13 protein-coding genes and 1 pseudogene are annotated in these 22,798 nt (G+C 34.9%); 7 read left to right on the forward strand and 7 right to left on the reverse strand.

The features are described 5' to 3' along the window. Positions 1-58 precede the first annotated feature (58 nt). Positions 59-1,255, forward strand: a complete 1,197-nt coding sequence (locus tag CLU83_RS10740) for a peptidylprolyl isomerase (RefSeq protein WP_100431605.1) — start codon at positions 59-61, stop codon at positions 1,253-1,255. Between the two features lie 78 nt (positions 1,256-1,333). Here CLU83_RS10740 and CLU83_RS10745 read toward each other — a convergent pair. After that, positions 1,334-1,770 (reverse strand): annotated as a pseudogene (locus CLU83_RS10745) (hypothetical protein). A 586-nt stretch (positions 1,771-2,356) separates the two neighbouring features. Here CLU83_RS10745 and CLU83_RS10750 point away from each other — a divergent pair. Together CLU83_RS10750 and CLU83_RS10755 are read left to right on the forward strand one after the other, a co-directional pair. After that, positions 2,357-3,571, forward strand: coding sequence for a tetratricopeptide repeat protein (locus CLU83_RS10750; protein ID WP_157802070.1), 1,215 nt, complete (start codon positions 2,357-2,359; stop codon positions 3,569-3,571). Between the two features lie 8 nt (positions 3,572-3,579). After that, positions 3,580-4,275 carry a sensor histidine kinase KdpD gene (locus CLU83_RS10755; RefSeq protein WP_255411040.1) on the forward strand — a complete coding sequence of 232 codons (696 nt, stop codon included), beginning with the start codon at positions 3,580-3,582 and terminating at the stop codon, positions 4,273-4,275. Positions 4,276-4,306: 31 nt separating this feature from the next. On the opposite strand, the gene CLU83_RS10760 is transcribed toward CLU83_RS10755, so the two are convergent. From CLU83_RS10760 to CLU83_RS10780, 5 genes are all read right to left on the reverse strand, one after another. Continuing rightward, positions 4,307-4,906 carry a GNAT family N-acetyltransferase gene (locus tag CLU83_RS10760; RefSeq protein ID WP_100431608.1) on the reverse strand — a complete coding sequence of 200 codons (600 nt, stop codon included), beginning with the start codon at positions 4,904-4,906 and terminating at the stop codon, positions 4,307-4,309. A gap of 189 nt (positions 4,907-5,095) precedes the next feature. Beyond that, positions 5,096-5,452 (reverse strand): hypothetical protein, encoded by a 357-nt coding sequence (locus CLU83_RS10765; RefSeq protein WP_100431609.1) that lies wholly within the window; start codon positions 5,450-5,452, stop codon positions 5,096-5,098. A gap of 86 nt (positions 5,453-5,538) precedes the next feature. Further along, the gene (locus CLU83_RS10770) at positions 5,539-6,717 is read right to left on the reverse strand and encodes an AIR synthase related protein (RefSeq protein WP_100431610.1); all 1,179 of its coding nucleotides are present in this window, start codon (positions 6,715-6,717) and stop codon (positions 5,539-5,541) included. A gap of 196 nt (positions 6,718-6,913) precedes the next feature. Next, positions 6,914-7,798 (reverse strand): OmpA family protein, encoded by an 885-nt coding sequence (locus CLU83_RS10775; protein WP_100431611.1) that lies wholly within the window; start codon positions 7,796-7,798, stop codon positions 6,914-6,916. An 80-nt stretch (positions 7,799-7,878) separates the two neighbouring features. Further along, complete coding sequence (locus CLU83_RS10780; RefSeq protein ID WP_100431612.1) at positions 7,879-9,003, reverse strand: SDR family oxidoreductase; 1,125 nt, start codon at positions 9,001-9,003, stop codon at positions 7,879-7,881. Positions 9,004-10,194: 1,191 nt separating this feature from the next. Between CLU83_RS10780 and CLU83_RS10785 the strand changes: the two genes are divergently transcribed. Beyond that, positions 10,195-15,747 carry a T9SS type A sorting domain-containing protein gene (locus CLU83_RS10785; protein ID WP_157802072.1) on the forward strand — a complete coding sequence of 1,851 codons (5,553 nt, stop codon included), beginning with the start codon at positions 10,195-10,197 and terminating at the stop codon, positions 15,745-15,747. 172 nt (positions 15,748-15,919) lie between these two features. On the opposite strand, the gene CLU83_RS10790 is transcribed toward CLU83_RS10785, so the two are convergent. Continuing rightward, positions 15,920-18,109, reverse strand: a complete 2,190-nt coding sequence (locus CLU83_RS10790) for a glutamine synthetase III (protein ID WP_100431614.1) — start codon at positions 18,107-18,109, stop codon at positions 15,920-15,922. 386 nt (positions 18,110-18,495) lie between these two features. Here CLU83_RS10790 and CLU83_RS10795 point away from each other — a divergent pair, with 386 nt between their 5' ends. The 3 genes from CLU83_RS10795 to CLU83_RS10805 all read left to right on the forward strand — a co-directional run bounded on the left by CLU83_RS10795 (position 18,496) and on the right by CLU83_RS10805 (position 22,755). After that, the gene (locus tag CLU83_RS10795) at positions 18,496-19,509 is read left to right on the forward strand and encodes a glutamine synthetase beta-grasp domain-containing protein (RefSeq protein ID WP_100431615.1); all 1,014 of its coding nucleotides are present in this window, start codon (positions 18,496-18,498) and stop codon (positions 19,507-19,509) included. Between the two features lie 130 nt (positions 19,510-19,639). Continuing rightward, entirely contained in the window at positions 19,640-20,587 is a 948-nt protein-coding gene (locus tag CLU83_RS10800; RefSeq protein ID WP_100431616.1) for a TerC/Alx family metal homeostasis membrane protein, read from the forward strand. Between the two features lie 344 nt (positions 20,588-20,931). Further along, a complete protein-coding gene (locus tag CLU83_RS10805; protein WP_100431617.1) occupies positions 20,932-22,755 on the forward strand; it encodes a T9SS type A sorting domain-containing protein in 1,824 nt (607 codons plus the stop codon). The last annotated feature ends 43 nt before the right edge of the window (positions 22,756-22,798 follow it).

A 22,798-nucleotide genomic window follows, 5' to 3' on the forward strand; every position in this document is an offset into this window, starting at 1 on the left:
GATATTGAACTACTAAGAATCTAAGCAACTATTTTTCAACCTATAAATATTCTAAAAAATGAAATCTAAAATCATATTATTACTCTTTTTAGGAGTATTCAATTTACATGCACAAAATACTAAGAATAAAGCTGTATCAAAAAAACCTGTAGCCACAGCAGCAAAACCAGCCGTAGCTGCTGAAGGTATTTTTGCTACAATTGCAACCAATAAAGGAAACATAACTGTTCAGTTATTTTATCAAAAAACACCTGTTACTGCAGCAAACTTTATAAGTCTGGCCGAAGGGAAAAACCCATTCGTAACTGTTGAAAGATTAAAAGGGAAACCTTTTTTTGATGGTTTAAAATTCCATAGGGTAATAAACGATTTCATGATACAGGGAGGAGATCCTGAAGGCAACGGTTCTGGCGGACCTGGTTATGATTTCAAAGATGAGTTTAATGATTCCAAATTTGACAAAGCAGGAATATTAGCTATGGCAAATTCTGGACCGGCAACTAATGGAAGCCAATTTTTCATTACGCATAAAGACACGCCTTGGCTTACAGGAAAACATACTATTTTTGGTCAGGTAACACAAGGAATGGGTATTGTTAACTCCATTGTTCAAGATGATGTTATCACAAAAATTACCATAACCAGAAAAGGAGATTTGGCTAAAAAATTTGATGCTGTAAAAGTATTCTCTGATTATTTTAACAATAAATCAGAAGATCAAAAAAAACAGGCAGCAATAGATGCCGAAAACAAGAAAAAACAAGCAGCTATTGATGCAGAAACCAAAAGAGTATATTTAGAAAAATATGCTCCTGTTATTAAAGCAAAAGTGGCTTATTTTGCAGCTGAAAAAGCCAAAGCTACCACTACTCCATCCGGATTAGCTTATACTGTAGTAACAAAAGGAAACGGCATTAAACCTGCTGACGGATCTACTTTCTACTTCCACTATGCCGGTTATTTTGAAGACGGAACACTTTTTGACAGCAGTTATGAAGAGGTAAGCAAAGCTTATGGAAAGTTTGATGAAAACAGAGCTGCTCAAAACGGCTACAAATCATTTCCATTTACAGCTGGAAAAAAAGAGGGCTTAATCCCGGGATTTTTAGAAGGAATTGCCACCATGTCTTATGGCGAAAAAACTATTCTGTTTATACCCTCCAATCTCGCTTATGGGGAGAGAGGTGCCGGAGGTGTGATTCCGCCAAATGCCTCTTTAATTTTCGAATTGGAAATGTTTGAAAAACAGCAATAAATTTTAACTTCAGCATAAAAAAGCCACGATAAATATCTAATATATCGTGGCTTTTATCTTTTTGAAAAAATCTGAAAATTATTTTTTAAACTTCCATTCAAATTCATCTTTGCTGTTGATTATTGCTCCTATTTCAAATTTGACAACCTCATCAAATTCGGTTTGAAAAATAATCCAATTCTCCTCATTAAAATAATTTTCGAAAGTATCAAACTCTTCTTGAGTAAATTTGGTAATTCCTTTTTGTGCCAGATCTTTTTGACATCACTTATTTTTTTGGCTATTATTTTGTTTCCGAATAATTCTAAATTAGGACTGGAAGCCACTAGATATCCTAATTTCAACTCTTCATCTTTGTAAAAAGTCATACGGATTTTAAGATTATTATAAACAAAAATCACATTATCGTCTTCGTCATTATAATTTTTATTTGGCTTACCATAAATGGCAATAACGTCATTTTGCTTCATTCCGAAAATGAGTTTATCAATACCGCTTTTAAGATTTATTTTCATGCTTTTCTTTTTTTCTTTTGACTGCAAAGGTATCCATTTTTGAGTCAATTCTATTTTTTGCATAAAACAAAATACATTCAAAAAATCATCCTCATTTTATAAAAAAAATCAAAATTGATCGATTTAAGCATAAACACTCGATTGATAGTTAAAAAATATTTTTATTCAAAAACGATAAACTTTACCAACACCGATTTTATTATAATTACTTAATAAAACACACTATAAGAACAAGTATTAATACTACAAATGATGTTGAAAACACACTTTTTACCAATTAAATTATATATTTAATCGATTATTAAGTAGCTTTGGCATAATTACATCTGGATATATATTTTAAAGAAACCTCATAAATAAGTTATTAAAAAATAAGATACTTGAAAACATTTTCCAGATCAAAGTAAAAAACAACAGAAGAAGAACTGACAGCAAGCCCAATTTTGGATTAGAATTTTTCTGTGTAAAGATTTTATAAAAAACATGAAGAAAATTTGGATTGTGAATAAAATGTATAAAGGTTTTTATTTCTCTTTTACACATGTTATTGTTTGAATTAACGTATTTTAAAAAAATTTCATTATTAATGTTTCGAAAGAGTATCTTTTATTTATTTCTTTTTTTAACTATTTGCATCTGTAAAATTCATGCACAAAATGATAGCAATAAAATTATTGATTCATTAAAAACAGTATTAAAACAAGTAAAAAGCAAATCTCAAAAAACGGCTGTATTAATAAAACTTTCCTCCTATTCAGAATATATCGGTCCTGATAAAGCAATCAAATATGCGAAGCAGGGATTAACTTATGCTCAAAAAATAAATGACACCGAAGAGATTGGTTTAGCCTACACCAATTTAGGCATCGCTTATGAAATAAAATCTGATTATCCCCATGCTTTAGAGAATCTTTATAAAGCTCTTGAAATCAGCGAAAAAACGAATGACCTCAAAACACTCACTGCTTTATATAATAATATCGGATTAATTTATATAGACCTTAAAAATTACAAACAAGGTCTTGTTTTTTACAACAAAGCATTAAAATTAAGCTATCAAACAAAAAAAGACAGAAATATTTCTCTTCTTTTAAATAATATAGGAGATGTTTATCTGCAACAAAAAGAATACAAAAAAGCACTGATTTATTTTTACAAAGCCCTTATAATCAACAAAAAAAATGACGAAACCGCAGGCATTGGCATAAATCTTACCAATATTGGCATTTGCTATATCAACATAAAAAATTATGAAAAAGGAATCGAAATGCTGTATAAGTCTATAAACGCTTATAACGACAATTCAAATCTGTATAATACATATAATAATTATGAACTTGGCCGTGCCTATTACTTAATGTCTCAAGATGAAAAGTATGCAAGCAATAAAAATAAATATCTTGAAAAATCCGTTAACCTCCTTGAGAATGTTTTAGAAAAATTCATAAAATACAACTCTTTAAAAGACATCCAAGACACCTATTTTTATCTGTCAAAAGGATATAAAATTAGAGGTAATATTAAATTGGCTTTAGACAGTTTTGAAAAATATTCAACAATAAAAGATTCAATATTTTCAAAAGACAGCGAAAAAAAATTGGCTAATCTTGAATTTCAAAGAGAAATTGATTTAAGAGACAAACAAATAGAGATACAGACTCTTAAAATAAATAGTGATACCCGAAAAGTCTATCTGTTAATTACAACATCTATTTCTGTTGCCATATTATTAGTACTGTTTTTGTATTTATACATTTCCAAAAGAAAAAACAACGAACTGCTTAAAGAAAAAACACAATAATTTCTAATATCAATTTACAAAAAGATAAATTTTATTCCATTATAGCACATGATCTAAGAGGTCCTTTCAGTGGCTTTCTCGGACTGACAGAATTAATGGCCGAGGATATTGATGACATGAGCAATGAAGAAATAAAATTTGCCGCATCTAATATGAGAAGCTCAGCAAAAAATCTTTTCAATCTTTTAGAAAATTTATTAGAGTGGACTCGTATGGAACAAAACTCAGTCCCATTTGAACCAAAGGAATATCCATTGAAATCTGCTGTTTTAGACAGTATCATCACATTCCACAGTATTACCGAGCAAAAAGAAATAACCATTCATACTGAAATCCCAAGCAATCTTGTAATATTTTCAGATAAAAATATGTTCCAGGCTGTAATTCGGAACATTGTTTTGAATGCAATAAAGTTTACGCCAAAGAAAGGAACAATCCACATACATGCATTAGAAAATCCTGAGAATATAACCATCACAATTAAAGATTCAGGAATTGGAATGCACCAGGATTTGATTGATGACTTGTTTAAAATAGACACAAAAAACAACCGAGTTGGAACCGAAAACGAACCAAGCACAGGTTTAGGCCTAATTTTATGCAAAGAGTTTGTTGAAAAACACAAAGGCCAAATTTGGGCCGAAAGCGAGGAAGGAAAAGGAAGTACATTCCATATTAGTTTCCCAAAAAAACAAGATGCATAAGAATATCTATAAAAAACAGCAGTTCAAAATTCTAAAGCTTTTTGATCAAATTTTCTTTAACCCCGCCAAACCATTCCTCTTTTAGAATACTCAATATAATACTGTCACGGCGTACGTCGCTTTGATACGTTGGCATGTTACTGCGCAAAACGCCTTCCACTTTGCATCCAATGCTTTTCATCGCTGCAATACTTCGTTCGTTATTATTATCGGCACGAAATTCCACGCGCTCCATTCCAAGCGTTTCAAAGGCAAAACACAGTAAAAGATATTTGCAGTGCTTATTAAGTCCTGTTCCTCTAAAATCTTTTCCATACCAAGTATAACCCAGCTGCAATGTTTTGAAAGCCAAATTGATATCATAAAAACGAGTGCTGCCGGCATATTTACCTGATTTTTTATCAAATACGATAAAAGGGAATTCCGTTTTATTTTCTCTGGCTTTTATAGCTATCTGAATATAGTTGATGAGGTTTTCTTTTCCATTCGCGGGAACTAAGGAATAGTACCAAGTTTCGGGTTCATTGAGGGAAATATCCAAAAGATTATCAACATCTGTCAAGTCTAAAGGGCGCAGTAAAACGAATTCGTCTTCGAGAATTGTATTTTGGGGAAATTGCGGAGCAGTCATTACTTTTTTAAGCTAATTTATAAAAATGATAAAAAATACAAAAACTTTTCTTTCAAAATATCATTGATGCATTAGCCCGTATTGCTACACCAATTCGCTATCGCTCAGATGAAATAAAAAACCCACAATACAAAATACTATTTTATATTGTGGGTTTGAAACATATAGTTGAATTAGTTTCTAAAAAAACTATTCGTTCATTTCATCATAACGCACTGGAACTTGAGGATCATACAGCGGACATTTGAATTCTTCCAAAGTATCAGCGAGAAGATTCATCGTTTTACCTTCGGTTCCGTAGCAATCAATTTGTATGCTTTGCGGAGTTGTTTTAACGTGAAAAGCACCTTTCCCTTTGGTGTTTTTCCAGCTGTTTTCATCTATTTTTTCCCAACTCGAAAACACACTGTTGATTCTGTTTAAAATAACATCAACAGGAAGTATTTCAAGACCTTCTACTTCTTGTTGCTCTGCCAAAGCTTCATAAACCAAATGATGATTAAGATAGATTCCGTCCTGATATTGCCAAAAGAGTAGTTCGTACATTTTGAAAAAGTTTAATTGTTTAAATCATTTAATCGTATAAATGATTAAACCTTTAAACGATTCAACCAAAAACGATTCAACAACCTTTAATATTCGAAAGTACCGTATTCGCTGGTGATTGTTAATTTCTTAGCATCAGAAGCTTCTACCCTGCCGACAATCTGTGCATTGACATTGAAAGATTTTGAAATATCAATAATATCTTGAGCAATAGCTTCCGGCACATATATTTCCATTCTGTGTCCGCAGTTGAATACTTGATACATTTCTTTCCAATCCGTTTTTGACTGCTCTTGAATCAATTGAAACAAAGGTGGCACTGGAAATAAATTATCTTTTATAATATGCAGATTTTGAACAAAATGCAAAATTTTTGTCTGAGCTCCTCCGCTGCAGTGCACCATTCCGTGCACCTCCTGTGAAGTATATTTATCTAAAATTTTCTTGATGATTGGTGCATACGTTCTTGTTGGAGAAAGCACTAATTGTCCGGCATCGATCGGTGAATTTTCAACAGCATCCGTCAATTGCACCTGCCCTGAATAGATAAGTTCACTTGGAACAGCTGCATCAAAGCTTTCCGGATACTTAGCTGCCAAATATTTTCCGAAAACGTCATGACGTGCCGATGTCAATCCGTTGCTTCCCATTCCGCCATTATAGCTTTTTTCGTAAGTCGCTTGGCCAAAAGAAGCCAACCCAACAATAACATCTCCCGCTTTTATATTGGCATTATCAATTACTTTGGAACGCTTCATCCTTGCCGTTACGGTAGAATCTACGATGATGGTTCTTACAAGATCACCAACATCGGCAGTTTCGCCTCCTGTTGAGTGAATCGTTACACCAAAAGAATCCAATTCTTTTATCAGTTCTTCGGTTCCATTTATAATAGCCGATAAAACTTCGCCTGGAATAACATTTTTGTTTCTGCCAATGGTTGAAGAAAGCAAAATATTATCGGTAGCGCCTACACACAATAAATCATCTATGTTCATGATTAAAGCATCTTGAGCAATACCTTTCCAAACCGAAATATCTCCAGTTTCTTTCCAATACATATAAGCCAACGAGGATTTTGTCCCTGCTCCATCAGCATGCATTATCAGGCAATAATCTTCGTCCTGTGTCAAATAATCAGGAACAATTTTACAAAATGCCTGTGGAAATAAACCTTTGTCAATATTTTTAATAGCGTTATGCACATCTTCTTTGGATGCCGAAACACCACGCTGTGCATATCTTTTTGAAGTATCTGAACTCATTTTCTAGTTGTGTGTATGTGGGCAAAGATAATTTTAATGTGACAATTATACAATTAAATTTCAATGGCAAAAATCAATAGCAATGGAAATATCAATGAAAAAATTAATGGCAATGTCAATTTTGTAAAATCTCAATTCTGAATCTCAATTCTGAATCTTAATTCTTAATTCTCAAATCTTAATTCTTTAATTACTCCTAATTTGCAATAATTTCAATTTCAACGCGGCGGTTTGCTTCTCTTTCGGCTTCGTTTTTTTCAGGCAAAGGATACAATGGTTTTGTACTGGCGAAACCAACAAAAGTCATTCGGCTTTTTTCAATTCCATTAAACTCTAAAAATTTATAAATGGCTTTAGCTCTTTGGGTACTCAAGTCCCGAAAATCTTTTTGCACACAGCAAATATGTCCTTGTATTTGTATTTTTAAATCTGGGACATTTTTCATCACCGTCAGCAATTCATACATTACTGATCTGGATTGGGGCATAATGGCAAAAGTATCAACAAAAAAATTCATATTTTCTAACTTGAGCTTTTCACCAACATTAGCCACACTCACTTTTTTCATAAAAACGGTATCCACTTTTATATTAACCGTTGAACCGTCCGGATTTTCATAAACATAAGTATCCGAGAATTTAATATTTGGTTTTTTCTTCTCTACGACAGCTTCTTTCTTCTCTGCTATTATTTTCTCTTCATTTACAAAATCTTTTGGCTGAATATAATACAAAGTAACTTTTCTGTTTTCAGCTTTAATGGGAGATAAAGAATGTAATTTCCCAAAACTTCTTGTTTTAAAATCCTCCCTGATTTTTACTTTATTTTTAATGATATTGAATACATAATCGATTCTTTTTTTTGCCAAAGTATCATTATACCCAACAGTTCCTTCTTCATCGCAAAAACCGTACGCTCCAACCACTTTAACTTCTGTGTTCGAAAACAGCCATTGGTTTAACTTCAATAATTCTGTCTTTTTCAATACAAATTTATTGCTGTCAAAAAAAAAGGAAACTTGTTCTTGAGCAATGGCAGAAGAAGCTACAAAATACAATAGCAGTGAGATATAAAATTTCATGGTTTGGGGAATTTATTTCCTCAAATTTACGATAAAACTTAATCTGTTTACGGCAACTGAAAATTAAAATAAGAACTAAATTAAACATTCACATCCTTAAAATTGTGCAATTTAGCATATCGAATCAATTGGGTAAAGATTTCATCATTAAATAATGGAATTTCAAGAATAGAATTCAACAGCTTAGTATTAAACTGTTTGGCACTAGACACAAGATAAGGTTTGAGATGTTTACCAATACTCTCGTAATACAATTTCTCAGTAGTGTTTTGATATTCAAACTCTGGAGAATCTGGAATTATTGTATAATTAGAATAACCAACTTCTTTCATAATCAATTTCAATCCCTTCACTAAATTTAAACTATTGTGGCTGACAATATTAAGCTGCTGAATATCATCTCTTCTAAAAACAGATACTATCACTTTGGCTACATAATCGACTGGAATGATATTTAAACCTGACATTTGACCAATTGTAAAACGTACATTTTCCTGCTCGGTTTTTCTTTGAGCCGCAAAATAAAAAAATTTAGCCAACAGATAGAAAACCATATATTTGGAAATAAAATATTTATTCTCGTCTCCCAGCATTTTTCCGCAAATAACACTTGGCCGCAGTATTTGATAAGGTAATCCTAAAGCTTCACATCTTTTGGCAACAAATTTCTCCGAATGAAACTTGGCATTTTCATACGCATTGCGGTGTTTTGGAACAAAATCAAGATTATGAAAATCATTATCCACAATTCCTGAACGCTCACCTGAAGAAAAAGCTGTCCCTATGTAAATGAATTTTTTTATGAAATGATGAAAATTTTCCAAAATGCTTTTGGTAATCTTGGTGTTTTCTTCAAATATTTTTTCTCGATGTTCCTCATCAGTCGATAAATTAACATATCCAGCCGAATGAATAAAATAAGTCCCTTCAAGATTATCTGAAAAAGTTTCCTGCACCAAATCTAAATCGGAATCGACAATCTCAATGTATTCATCTAACTTTTTAAGTCCAATGTCTCTTAAAAATTTAGGTGTATAACTGCTCGAAAGCAATTCATTTATCCTGTCCAAAGCTGTTCTTTTTTTCCTGCTTCTGGAAATCAAGATGAGCTTACCTTCAATTGACTCTTTTATGAACAGCTCAAGAATTTCATACATAATGTAAGACCCCAATACGCCAGTTGCGCCTGTAAGTATTATTTTCATCGTAAGTGTTATTTTTAAGTGATAACAAAAGCCGATTAATTGACTACGATAAAAAAGGGGCAATGGAAATAAAAATTACTGATGATCAATTAATAAAAACAATCTCACATCTAAAAGTTTAGTAAAGTTAAGTCTTTTTTTTCCTCTTAACTATCACTTTTGCCAAAATTTCAACCCAAACATCAATCCTTTATGATATAAAAACCTTTAAAATATTTTGTTTTTAATCAACGCTTTCTGAGATAATTTCAGTTGCATTTTTACCCTTTTAAAAAGTCGTTTTTAAGACAAATCGTTGCTTATTTTTAGCAGAAATATTATTTTCATTAATTATACCTAAAAATATTGATTTTTTTATACTTTTTATAAAAAAAATTAATACGTATTTAGTTGACAATTAGTAAGTTATGTTAATTTTTTAATTTAAAATGCATCTCATAATCGTGTACGCTTATTCGTATTTAGGATGTATTTTATCGATTTTTCTTTAACTTACATCGTTCTTTTTACTATTTATAAGGCATCGTTTTTAAAATTAATTAATTTTACACAGTCACTTTTAAGGTGATTTAGCTGTCCTGAGTAATGGCTAAAATTAAAATAAGCGAATTTGGTTTTACACTTCAGTATTTTATTTTGAAGTTTGTCATTGAGCTGAATATTGTATTTTCTCTAAAGGTACATTTTCAATTTTTTAATCTATTCTAAGCATTTCTTTTTTTATGTTTTTTTTGGAATTAAAAGTTCCCTTTTTTAAACTTATTTTTCTAGTAAAAGAATCTAATTATTGTTCCCCGCAATAAGATGTCTTTTGACTGCCCGACTGTACACTTCATATATGAAGCCGTATTTATTTCCCTAATTAAAAGTTACTGCCTGACAGGTCCGTTTCTTTTACATTTTCCTAACCAAAAATCTTCACTATGAAACAACATTCATTGGTTTCCCGCAAACCCTATTTCTACTGAGTCTTTTCTTATTGATACTATGGTCTAAAACCGTATTGATATGAAAAAAATTATTTTTTTTACGATAAAAAGCATGCAAAAATTTTGCATTTCTTTTTCCTGTTTCCTCAAAACAGGCATTTCAAAATTTAGCTTCACAATTCCTTTAAATCAGCCATTAAAACTATGGCCTATCCATTGGCGTCAAAGCCTTTCCCTGCCTATAGTTTTTTTAGTAATTCTCATGAACAGTTACACTGCTGTACATGCACAAAACATTAAAGGAATTATCCCAGTCGTATCACCTGCTGCAGGAGATGCAATTGATGGAGATTTTTGGGCTCATCAGCCCATAGGAACTAATTTTGAAAAAGTTGGTGATTTGTTTGACGATCGATATAATCCTGGCAGTCCAGCTTATGATCCCAATAATCCAACTAATATGCACAACATCAATCATGGATTGATTGATCCTGTTACAGGTAATGTCGTATACAAACCAAATCCTGTTACAGACCCTCCTACTCCTCAGAGTATTCCCGTGACCTATCAAATAAAAGATCGTTATACAGATGATCTTACGATATTCACGCTTTCCAATAAAATAAACGACAATCCTAACACCTATACATGGGGTCCTGGATCATCTCCAAACAAAAATGAAATCCAAAATTGCGGGGCTCATTTTAGTTATGGTGATCCAGCTATAAAAGGCGGTGTAACAAATGCAACTGGTAACTTTATCAGTCCTTCACCCCCTGGAGGAGTTTCGGGATCAGCAACTGATTTATGGTGTATGTTTGCAGGTGACCGTCAGGTAACCAATGGTAGCAGTTACATCGATTTTGAATTTCTGCAAGCTCCCTTAACTATGACAGGCGCTACTTATGGCCCTCCTGATCCCTTTACAGGTGTAGCTCCAATCACTGGAGGCAGCGGTGTATTTCATACCGCAGCGCCTGATGCAACTGGTGGCCGTACCCCTGGCGACATATTGATTACCATTGAGTTTACCCAAGGTGGTGGTGATGCAAATGTTGTAATTCGACAATGGAAACTAGTTGGTTCAGCTTACGAATATGTTGTTATTCCCAACACAGTTTTTCCTGGATTAATTTTTTGTACCAATAATAATGTAACCACTACAGTTCCATTTGATGCTTTTGGAGTTAATCCTGGTGTATATGCACCAAATCAATGGGCTGAAGGAGCCATAAATCTTACTCAGGTATTGACATACTTAAATAATCCGTGTACTTCAATCAGCACGCTGTTTATTCGAACCAGATCCTCTGGAAGCTCATCTCAATCTGAATTAAAAGATTTCCCTGGAGCACCTATTCAATTGAATTTGGATTTCAGACCAAGCCCACCAACTACAACTGGCGCAACAGTTTGCGGTCCAGGCCCAGTGCAAGTAAATCTTTCAGCCAGTGGCTGTCCTGGAGGAACACTAAAATGGTATGATGCAGCTACAGCTGGCACAAAAGTAAATGAGGGACTCACCTATAGCCCAACCATTTCTGCAACTACCAGTTATTGGGTAAGCTGTACCAGTGCTTCAGGTTGCGAAGGCCCGAGAACTCAAGTTACAGCAACTGTAAATACTGTAAATCCAGGCGTAATAGCTGGAAATCAAACACTCTGTACTCCATTTGACCCTGCAGCATTTACCAATACTACACCGGGAAGCGGTAGCGCAGGAGGCGAGATTACTTATCAATGGCAAATTAGCACAACAGGCTGTGATGGCACTTGGGCAAACATCCAAGGAGCCACATCTGCAACTTATGATGCGGGTGCAGTAGCTGTGATAACTAATTTCCGAAGAGTAGCAACTGCAACACTCAATGGCGTTACTTGTTCTGCAAACAGCAACTGTTTGATAGTAACTCCAAACCCTATAACTCCTGGAGCAATTGCTGGAGACCAAATCGGATGTTCACCATTTGATGCGGCTGCATTTACCAGCACTACACCGGGAAGCTCTACAGGAGCTGGAGTAATCTCTTACCAATGGCAAATTAGCACAACAGGCTGTGACGGCACTTGGGCAAATATCCAAGGAGCGACATCTGCAACTTATGATGCGCCATCGGTAACTGCCATAACTAATTTCCGAAGAGTCGCTACTTCAACGCTCAACGGTGTTGCCTGTTCTGCAAACAGTAATTGTTTGACAGTGACTCCAACCGGAATAGTTCCGGGTGAAATTGCCGGAAGCCAAACTCTTTGTTCTCCTTTTGATCCTGCAGCATTTACCAGTGTTACACCTGGTTCTGACCATGGTACAATTACTTACCAATGGCAAAGCAGTACTAATGGAACAACTTTCACTAACATACTTGGTGCGACATCACCAACTTATGATGCACCTGCCGTGGCCGTTAAAACTTGGTTCCGAAGAGTCGCTTCTTCTGATGTGGGCTGTTCTGGAAACAGTAATGTTTTGGCAGTAACGCCAAACGATATTGCTCCGGGAGCAATCGCTGGTGACCAAACTCTCTGTACTCCTTTTGACCCTGCAGCATTTACCAATACTACACCGGGAAGCACTGCAAACGGAGGCGTAATCTCTTATCAATGGCAATGGAGCACAACTGGATGTGACGGTACTTGGGCAAATATCCAAGGTGCAACATCTGCAACTTATGATGCGGGTGCAGTAGCTATGATTACCAATTTCCGAAGAGTAGCAACTTCAACGCTCAATGGCGTTGCCTGTTCTGCAAACAGCAACTGTTTGACAGTAACTCCAAATGCTATAAGTCCAGGAGCAATCGCTGGAGACCAAATCGGATGTTCCCCATTTGATGCGGCAGCATTTACCAGCACTACACCAGGAAGCTCTACAGGAGCAGGAGTAATCTCTTACCAATGGCAATGGAGTACCAATGGCTGTGACGGCACTTGGGCAAATATCCAAGGAGCAACATCTGCCACTTATGATGCGCCATCGGTATCTGTTACAACTAATTTCCGAAGAGTCGCTACTTCAACGCTCAACGGTGTTGCCTGTTCTGCAAACAGCAATTGTTTGACAGTGACTCCAACCGGAATAGTTCCGGGTGAAATTGCAGGAAGCCAAACTCTTTGTTCTCCTTTTGATCCTGCGGCATTTACCAGTGTTACACCTGGTTCTGACCATGGTACAATTACCTACCAATGGCAAAGCAGCATTGTAAGCGGAGCTACAGGTTTTGCAAACATTAATGGTGCAACATCAGAAACTTATGATGCGCCTGCAGTAGCAGTTAAAACTTGGTTCCGAAGAGTTGCTTCTTCTGATGTGAATTGTGCAGGAAACAGTAATGTTTTGGTAGTAACTCCAAATGACATTGCTCCGGGAGCAATCGCTGGTGACCAAACTCTCTGTACTCCTTTTGATCCTGCAGCATTTACCAATACTACACCGGGAAGCACTGTAAACGGAGGAGTAATCTCTTACCAATGGCAAATGAGCACAACAGGTTGTGACGGCACTTGGGCAAATATCCAAGGCGCGACATCTGCAACTTATGATGCGGGTGCAGTATCCGTGATTACCAATTTCCGAAGAGTAGCAACTTCAACGCTCAATGGCGTTGCCTGTTCTGCAAACAGCAATTGTTTGACAGTGACTCCAAATGCTATAAGTCCGGGAGCAATTGCTGGAGACCAAATCGGATGTTCACCATTTGATGCGGCGGCATTTACCAGCACTACACCGGGAAGCTCTACAGGAGCAGGAGTAATCTCTTACCAATGGCAAATTAGTACAACAGGCTGTGACGGCACTTGGGCAAATATCCAAGGAGCTACATCTGCAACTTATGATGCGCCATCGGTAACTGCCATAACTAATTTCCGCAGAGTCGCTACTTCAACACTCAACGGTGTTGCCTGTTCTGCAAACAGCAATTGTTTGACAGTGACTCCAACTGGAATAGTTCCGGGTGAAATTGCCGGAAGCCAAACTCTTTGTTCTCCTTTCAATCCTGCAGCATTTACCAGTGTTACACCTGGTTCTGACCATGGTACAATTACATACCAATGGCAAAGCAGCATTGTAAGCGGGGCAACAGGTTTTGCGAACATTAATGGTGCAACATCAGAAACTTATGATGCGCCTGCGGTAGCCGTTAAAACTTGGTTCCGAAGAGTCGCTTCTTCTGATGTGAATTGTGCAGGAAACAGTAATGTTTTGGTAGTAACTCCAAACGATATTGCTCCGGGAGCAATCGCTGGTGACCAAACTCTCTGTACTCCTTTTGATCCTGCAGCATTTACCAATACCACACCAGGAAGCACTGCAAATGGAGGAGTAATCTCTTATCAATGGCAATGGAGCACAACTGGCTGTGACGGCACTTGGGCAAATATCCAAGGCGCGACATCTGAAACTTATGATGCAGGTGCAGTAGCTGTGATTACCAATTTCCGAAGAGTAGCAACTTCAACTCTCAATGGCGTTGCCTGTTCTGCAAACAGCAACTGTTTGACAGTGACTCCAAATGCTATAAGTCCAGGAGCAATTGCTGGAGAACAAACTGGTTGTGCACCATTTGATGCTGCAGCCTTTACCAGCACTACACCGGGAAGCTCTACAGGAGCTGGAGTAATCTCTTATCAATGGCAATGGAGTACTAATGGCTGTGATGGAACTTGGGCAAATATCCAAGATGCGACATCTGCAACTTATGATGCGCCAGCAGTATCCGTACCTACTTATTACCGAAGAGTGGCTACTTCAACGCTCAACGGTGTTGCCTGTTCTGCTAACAGTAATTGTTTAACAGTAACTCCAACTGTTTGTTCTAAAGCCCTATGTACCTATACTCAAGGATATTACGGTAACCTTGGAGGTATGTCATGTGCAGGAGGACAACAATACACAACAATAGGACTAATTACAAAAGCCTTAGCTTCTTATGGCGGTACGATGACTATTGGTTTGCCTGGACATTCTGTTTACATTATGAATAATTCTACAGATATAAATGCTCTTATATCCGTAATGCCTGGAGGAGGTGGCAGTAAAGTATTGGCACCATTCAATTATGAAATAAATTCATTACCTCCTAGTTACTTGAAAAATGGAAGAATCAATAATTCATTATTGGCACAAACCATTGCTTTAGGTCTTAACATAGGCATCAACAGTCCACTTGGTGATTTAGAATTGAAAACAGGAACTTTTGCCGTTGCTGAAGCCCAAGGAGGATGTGGTTCTGACATTCCTAAAGCCAGATCATGCTCACCTGGAGGATTCACACCAGTAATCAACGAGTATAAATATTATTCAATTCCAACAAATGTCATAAATGCAATTTCACCTAAAACAGTGCAAGGATTGTTTGCTTTGGCAAATCAAGCTTTGGGTGGCGGAAGCACAAATGGCTTGACATTGAGTCAAATTGCAAGTGCTGTTGATTTAATCAACAATGCTTTTGATGGATGTAGAATATTTGTAGGTTACGGTATTGAACCGCTAGTTTGTGCGGCTCCAATTGATACCTTTATCAGTTCTAGCACAACACAAACTGCCAGAGTAAGTGACACTACTACTTTTACAGCATCTCCGGTTCCTTTCAGAGACCAGATCACAGTAAGCTATAATTTTGATTTTGTTACCGATGTAAAAATTGAGGTATTCAACATATCAGGCGTTGTGGTAGCACAAAACTACGACACTAATGGTTACTTGAGCACATCAGTTCTACTAAACATTCCGTATACAGGTCAAGAGGAAGTTTATATAGTCAAAGTAACTACCAACAGAGGAAGCAGTACTCAAAAAGTAATTTCTTCCAGATAATTTAACCAATTTTATTCTAAAAAGCATCCGCCAAAAACGGGTGCTTTTTTGTGCCTTAAATATTTTTTTTACTTTCAAATAAAAAAGCATCATTTAAAAAAATATTTCAAACACAACAAAAAACAAAAAAGGCTTTCCTAAAAAAGCCTTTTAATTTTATAAACAACAAAAACTACTTAGTTAAAAGTAATTCTCGGTATTTAGTCAAAGTCCATAATTCATTATCAACTAATAACTCCAGTTTATCACAGTGATTTCTAATAATTTCAAAATAAGGCTTTACATTGTTGCAATACATTTCAGCCATTGCTTGTGCATCTGTCAAAGTGTTTGCTTTCTTTCTTTCTTCGGTCATCTCTTCTACTTTAGAATTAATTCCTTCGATATGTCCAGAAATCTCTTTGATCAAAATAATTTGTTCCTTTGCGATTGACTCAAATTCAGAACCAAAAATATCTTTCAAGCCTTTCACATTTTCTATCAGAGTATTTTGATATCTAATGGCAGTAGGAATTACGTGATTTTTAGAAATATCTCCTAATACCCTGCCTTCAATCTGTATTTTTTTGGTGTATTCTTCCAATTCAATTTCATAACGGGCATGCAGTTCAACTTGATTCATAATCCCCATTTCTCCAAATAAATCAACAGCTTGTTTAGAAGCTCTTGCTTTCAAAGCATCGGGAGTAGTTTTAAAATTGCTCAATCCTCTTTTTGCTGCCTCTTTTTGCCAAGCTTCACTATAACCATCTCCTTCAAAAAGTATTTTTTTAGACTGTTTGATATATTCTCTCAATACATTAAAAATAGCATCATCTTTCTTCATGTCTTTAGATTCTATCAAAACATCTACTGCTATTTTAAAATCTTTAAGCTGTTTAGCAACAATAGTATTTAATGTTGTCATTGCATTGGAACAGTTTGCAGACGAACCTACAGCTCTAAATTCAAATTTATTACCTGTAAAAGCAAATGGAGAAGTTCTGTTTCTATCCGTATTATCCAAAAGAACATCTGGGATTTTGCCCACAACATTCAGCTTTAAATCTGTTTTTTCTTCTGGAGATAATTTCCCCGTAGACACGCCTTCTAATTCAGCTAAAACTTTGGTCAGCTGTTCTCCAATAAAGACTGAGATAATTGCCGGAGGCGCTTCATTGGCACCTAATCTATGATCATTGCTGGCAGTAGCGATAGACGCTCTCAATAAAGCTTCATAATCATTTACTGCTTTGATTGTATTGATAAAGAATGTCAAAAACTGCAGATTAGTCATAGGGGTTTTACTTGGACTCAACAAGTTTACTCCAGTATCAGTAGACAATGACCAGTTATTATGTTTTCCTGATCCATTGACACCTTTAAATGGTTTTTCATGAAGCAATACTTTCAAATCATGGCGTTCTGCTACTTTTTGCATAACATCCATCAATAAACAGTTGTGATCTACCGCCAGATTTGCTTCTTCAAAAATAGGAGCAAATTCAAATTGGTTGGGAGCCACTTCGTTATGACGTGTTTTTACAGGTATTCCAAGCAGCATGCATTCCTGTTCCAAATCCCTCATATACGTTAAAGCACGAGTAGGAATAGAACCAAAATAGTGATCATCCAACTGCTGTCCTTTGGCAGAAGTATGTCCTAATAAAGTCCTTCCAGTCATGATAAGATCGGGACGGGAATTAGCCAATGATTTGTCAATCAAAAAATATTCTTGTTCCCAGCCTAATGTTGCTGTTACTTTCTTTACATTTTTGTCAAAATATTTACAAATCTCAGTAGCCGCTTCATCCATAGCCGATAAAGCTCTTAATAATGGGATTTTATTATCTAAAGCTTCGCCTGTATACGAAATAAAAATAGTTGGAATACATAAAGTGGTACCAAATATAAAAGCAGGCGATGTAGGATCCCAGGCAGTATATCCTCGTGCCTCAAATGTATTTCGGATACCGCCATTTGGAAAACTGGATGCATCTGGCTCTTGCTGTACCAATTGGGCACCGCCAAATTTTTCTAATGGATCGCTTCCGTCATACGAAGTTTCAAAAAAAGCATCATGCTTCTCTGCGGTAGTTCCTGTAAGAGGCTGAAACCAGTGAGTATAATGTGTAACTCCTTTGGCCAAAGCCCATTCCTTCATCCCCATAGCAATATAATCAGCCAGCTTTCTATCTATTTTAGTTCCATATTGAACCGCACCTTGCACTGCTTTAAAAGCATCCGAAGTCAAATATTGCTTCATTGCTTTATCATTAAATACATTTGACCCAAAAAGTTCCGATTTTCTTCCAGATTCCTGAAAATCTATTAACTTTCTATTTGAAGCTTCTCTTAAAGCCTGAAAACGAATTGATGACATATCCTATATCTTAAAAATTAATATCCATTTGAATTAAAAACATATACAAATATAAATTATTCTGCTCAACAAATAATTACAGCATTAGCTAATAAATTGAAACCTAAATTTGATCAGATATAATACAAAAAAATTGTTACAACAGCTTAAATTTCAAATTAGAGTAATAAAATTCTTAATTAAAATTTAATGTCAAAAAAACAGACATTACGAATTTAATCATTATACCCCTCTAAAATTACAATTTTCCAATTATACCCCTCCTAAAATGCAGTAATATCAAAAATTAAAAACACCTATATAAAAACCACCCCCCAATTTTATGACATGAGCAATTTATTTTATATTTGCATCAGAAAAAACAAAAAAAAATAAATTATATTATTATGGCTAAAATTAAATTAGAATACCTTTGGTTAGACGGATACGAGCCAACACAAAATTTAAGAAGTAAAACTAAAGTTGAAGAACACGAAAACTTCCAAGGAACTTTAGCAGAAATCGGAAACTGGTCATTTGACGGTTCATCAACTAGACAAGCTGAAGGCGGTTCATCTGACTGTTTATTAGTACCTGTTGCTATCTACCCAGATCCAACTCGTATCAACGGTTACCTAGTAATGACTGAAGTTATGTTTGCTGATGGTACAGCTCACCCATCAAATGGTAGAGCAACTATTGATGATGATGGTGATTTCTGGTTTGGTTTCGAACAAGAATATTTCATCATGGATACTAAAACTTTATTGCCTTTAGGATTCCCTATTGGTGGTTACCCTGCTCCACAAGGAATGTACTACTGTTCTGTAGGTGGAAAAAACACACACGGAAGAAAATTAGTTGAAGAGCATGCCGATTTATGTATTGCTGCTGGACTTAATTTTGAAGGAATCAATCAAGAAGTTGCTTGTGGACAATGGGAATTCCAATTGTTTGCAAAAGGAGCTAAAAAAGCGGGTGACGAAATCTGGGTTGCTAGATACTTATTAGATCGTTTGACTGAAAAATACGGTTACTATATTGAATACCACCCTAAACCACTAGGAGATACTGACTGGAATGGTTCTGGAATGCATGCTAACTTCTCTAACGAAGTTTTAAGAACTTGTGGAGACAAAGCAATTTATGACAAAATATGTGAAGCTTTCCGTCCAGTAGTTGAAGAACATATCGCGGTTTACGGAGCTTATAACGAACAACGTTTGACAGGAAAACACGAAACTGCTTCTATCCATGATTTCTCTTATGGAGTATCCGACAGAGGAGCTTCAATTAGAATTCCATTATATACCGTTCAACATGGTTGGAAAGGATATTTAGAAGACAGAAGACCAGCTTCTAATGGTGATCCATACAAAATTGCTGCAAGAATTATCAAAACTGTTAAATCAGCTTTGTAGTCAAAACCAAAATAAACCAAAAAGTGCCTTTCTAACCGAAGGCACTTTTTTTATATCACTTTTATTCCTACTAATATTTAGCTTGTACAATCCAAAAAAGTATCTTTGCCTAAATATAAACTATCACCTTATGATTGTCTGGATTGTATTTTTATCCGCTATTGTACTATTTCTTGCGCTGGATTTAGGCATATTCAACAAAAAACCACACGTTATAGGTGCTAAAGAAGCCAGTAAATGGACTGCCGCATTTGTAACAATATCTTTCCTTTTTTCGGGAGTGATTTATTGGCTGTACAGCAATAGTTACATCGAAAACCCGGACGGATTAAAACCAATGACTGCTTCAATAAAATACCTTACAGGGTATTTAATTGAATTATCATTAAGCGTGGATAATATATTTATCATTGCCATCATTTTTTCCTCTTTCAAAATACCAAAAAAATACCAGCATCGAGTACTATTTTGGGGGATATTGGGTGCAATTGTTTTTAGAGGTTTAATGATTTATTTTGGTGTAATAATCATCAATAAATTCACTTGGACAACCTATTTATTTGGAGCATTCCTGATTTTCACTGCTGTAAAAATGTTATTTACCAAAGAAGATGAAGAATTCAAACCTAAAAACTCCTTAATTTACAAGTTATTAGGAAAAATAATTCCAATTACCAATCACACGGAAAAAGAAAATTTCTTTCTAAAAATAGACAGCAAAATATTTGCCACGCCTTTGTTTGTAGCACTAATAGTCATCGAAGTAATGGATGTTGTTTTTGCTATGGACAGTGTTCCAGCAATTTTAGCCATTACCTCAGATCCATTTTTAGTATTTAGTTCCAATATTTTTGCAATCCTGGGACTGCGTTCAATGTATTTCTTTTTAGCACACATGCTGGAAAAATTCAGCTATTTAGAATATAGCCTGATTGCTATTTTAACTTTTGTCGGACTAAAAATGCTGCTTAAAGATTTTATAGAAGTTCCAGAATGGGCTTCACTTGGGTTTATTGCTTTATCACTTATTATTGGAGTTATTGTTTCCTTACAAATCAGCAAAAAAGAGAAAGAATAAATTAGTCAATTGATATAATAAAAAATATGACTGTCCGTAACTAATACCAAACAGATAAAATTAGCCACAGATTAAAAAGATTTACACAGATTTTTTCAAAAAGTGTAATGAAATCTGTGAGAATCAGTGTAATCAGTGGCAAAAAAATATACATGCTACTCTTTTCGGACAGTCATAATAAAAAAGGGAAATCGAAATGATTTCCCTTTTTTATTATAATAGGCTTTGAATTTAACATAAAAATCTTATGTTAAATTAGATAATTTTTAGTACAAAACAAAAATATTGTAATATTTTTATTATTTTTACACTATTGATTAATTCATCAAAAAAAAGCAAACATTATGAAAAAAAATTATCTTTATTTAATTCTTTTATTACTTACCAATTTATTAGCAGTAGGACAAAAAGTTACACTAACGCCGACAACGGTAAATGGGGCAAATGTAAGTACCGGACCAATCAATTTGGGCTCTGTTAATAGCTCAACCGTTACATTATCCGTTAAAGTAGCATTAAAAACTGCACCAAGTGATAGCAATCCTGGCTCTATTGATATTTATTATCAAAAAAGCGCCTCATCTCCTGCTATTACACCCACGGGAGGCAACGGTGGAGGGCTACTTTTTTTAGGAAGCACAACAGCAGAAAGAAGTTTTAACATTTCATTAGAATTTTCAAATTTCGATCCTAGTGGTGGTATTATTTATGCAGAGTATAAAACTTATTCTGGTACAATATATAAAAGCGACCCCATTTCTGTTATAAGACAATCAAGCAGTACTGGAGGAGGTGGAATACCTGCCGATGCGCCAAACCCAGCAAACATAGCAAATACTTTATGCTGTAACCAAACAGTAAGACTTGGTGACAAACCAGCTCCAATAGTTGGTTCACAATATGCAAATCCATATGAAAATTATGGTTATGGTATAAACAGCTCATTCAGCATCAACAGTAGCCTACAATTTGATATAGATCATATTAATAAAACCTTAAATTTCGATTATACAACTGAACTTAAAAACATCACAATTACAAGAAGCTTAGGATACAACTCTAGTACTAACTTACCCAATAAAAGCAATACTGTAACAATTACTGTTGTACCGACACCAATACTAAATAACACAATTTACACCAATGAACCAGTAAATTCTAATGGCTTTATTGAATTATCAAATGTGAAAAAATTGAATATTTATGGGAGTAGATCAACAACGGTAAACTTAAAAATTTTAGAAAACCCTTTTTATACTCCCCAACCTAGAGACCCTGGTGCAAACGTAGAGAGCTACAAATGGGAATATACTAAAACAAATACAAATCTCTCTGGTTTTAGAACGTGGAATACTCTAATTAATGAAAATTCTTCAGAATTAAATTTTGAAAATCCTTCTGAAAAATCAAATTCAGAAGACACTTATTATTTAATAAGAAGAATTGCAATCTATAAAAATATAACTAATGCAAGTGAACCAATAAAAGTTTTGATAAGAGGATTACGTAATAACAATACTATTTGCTGTGACCAAACCTTAAAAATAACATCCCTTACTGAATTTGACAGTCCACAAACAATTATTGGCTCTACTCCAATCATTCAAGATTCTAATATTACAGGAACAAATCTCCAAATAACATCTATTTCCTATCAATGGCAAAGTCAGTCAATTGGTCGAAGCACAGCATCTTGGTTAGATATTTCTGGAGCCGTATCAAAAGATTACTTACCAAATTCTATAAAAGTAGTTGAGAATAGTGGGGGACGAAGAGGTCAGGCTAGCTTCTCTCTTGAATCAAATTATAATTATAGAAGAATTACTAAAATCAACTATACAGTTTTCGATAATAAATGGATTAATGGATCACTATCTAGTTACAGTAATGAAGTCTCTCTAACTGGAAGCTCAAATCCAGAAAGCACAAAAATCTATCCAAATCCAACAACTTCAATCCTCAATATTGAGGATAACACCTTAGATATTTCACAAGCTAAAATAAGTATTATTAATATTATGGGCATGGTGGTAAATTCAAATAATTTCTCCATTATAAATCCAAATTTAATAAGCATTAATGTTTCAAATTTAATAACAGGAACTTACATTATCAAAATTGAATATAATGGCATCAATATTGCTCAGAAAACATTTATAAAAAATTAATATTAAATTAGGTATAAAAAAAGGAAATCTCTCGATTTCCTTT

Source organism: Flavobacterium sp. 1 (assembly GCF_002797935.1).
Classification (GTDB): Bacteria; Bacteroidota; Bacteroidia; order Flavobacteriales; family Flavobacteriaceae; genus Flavobacterium.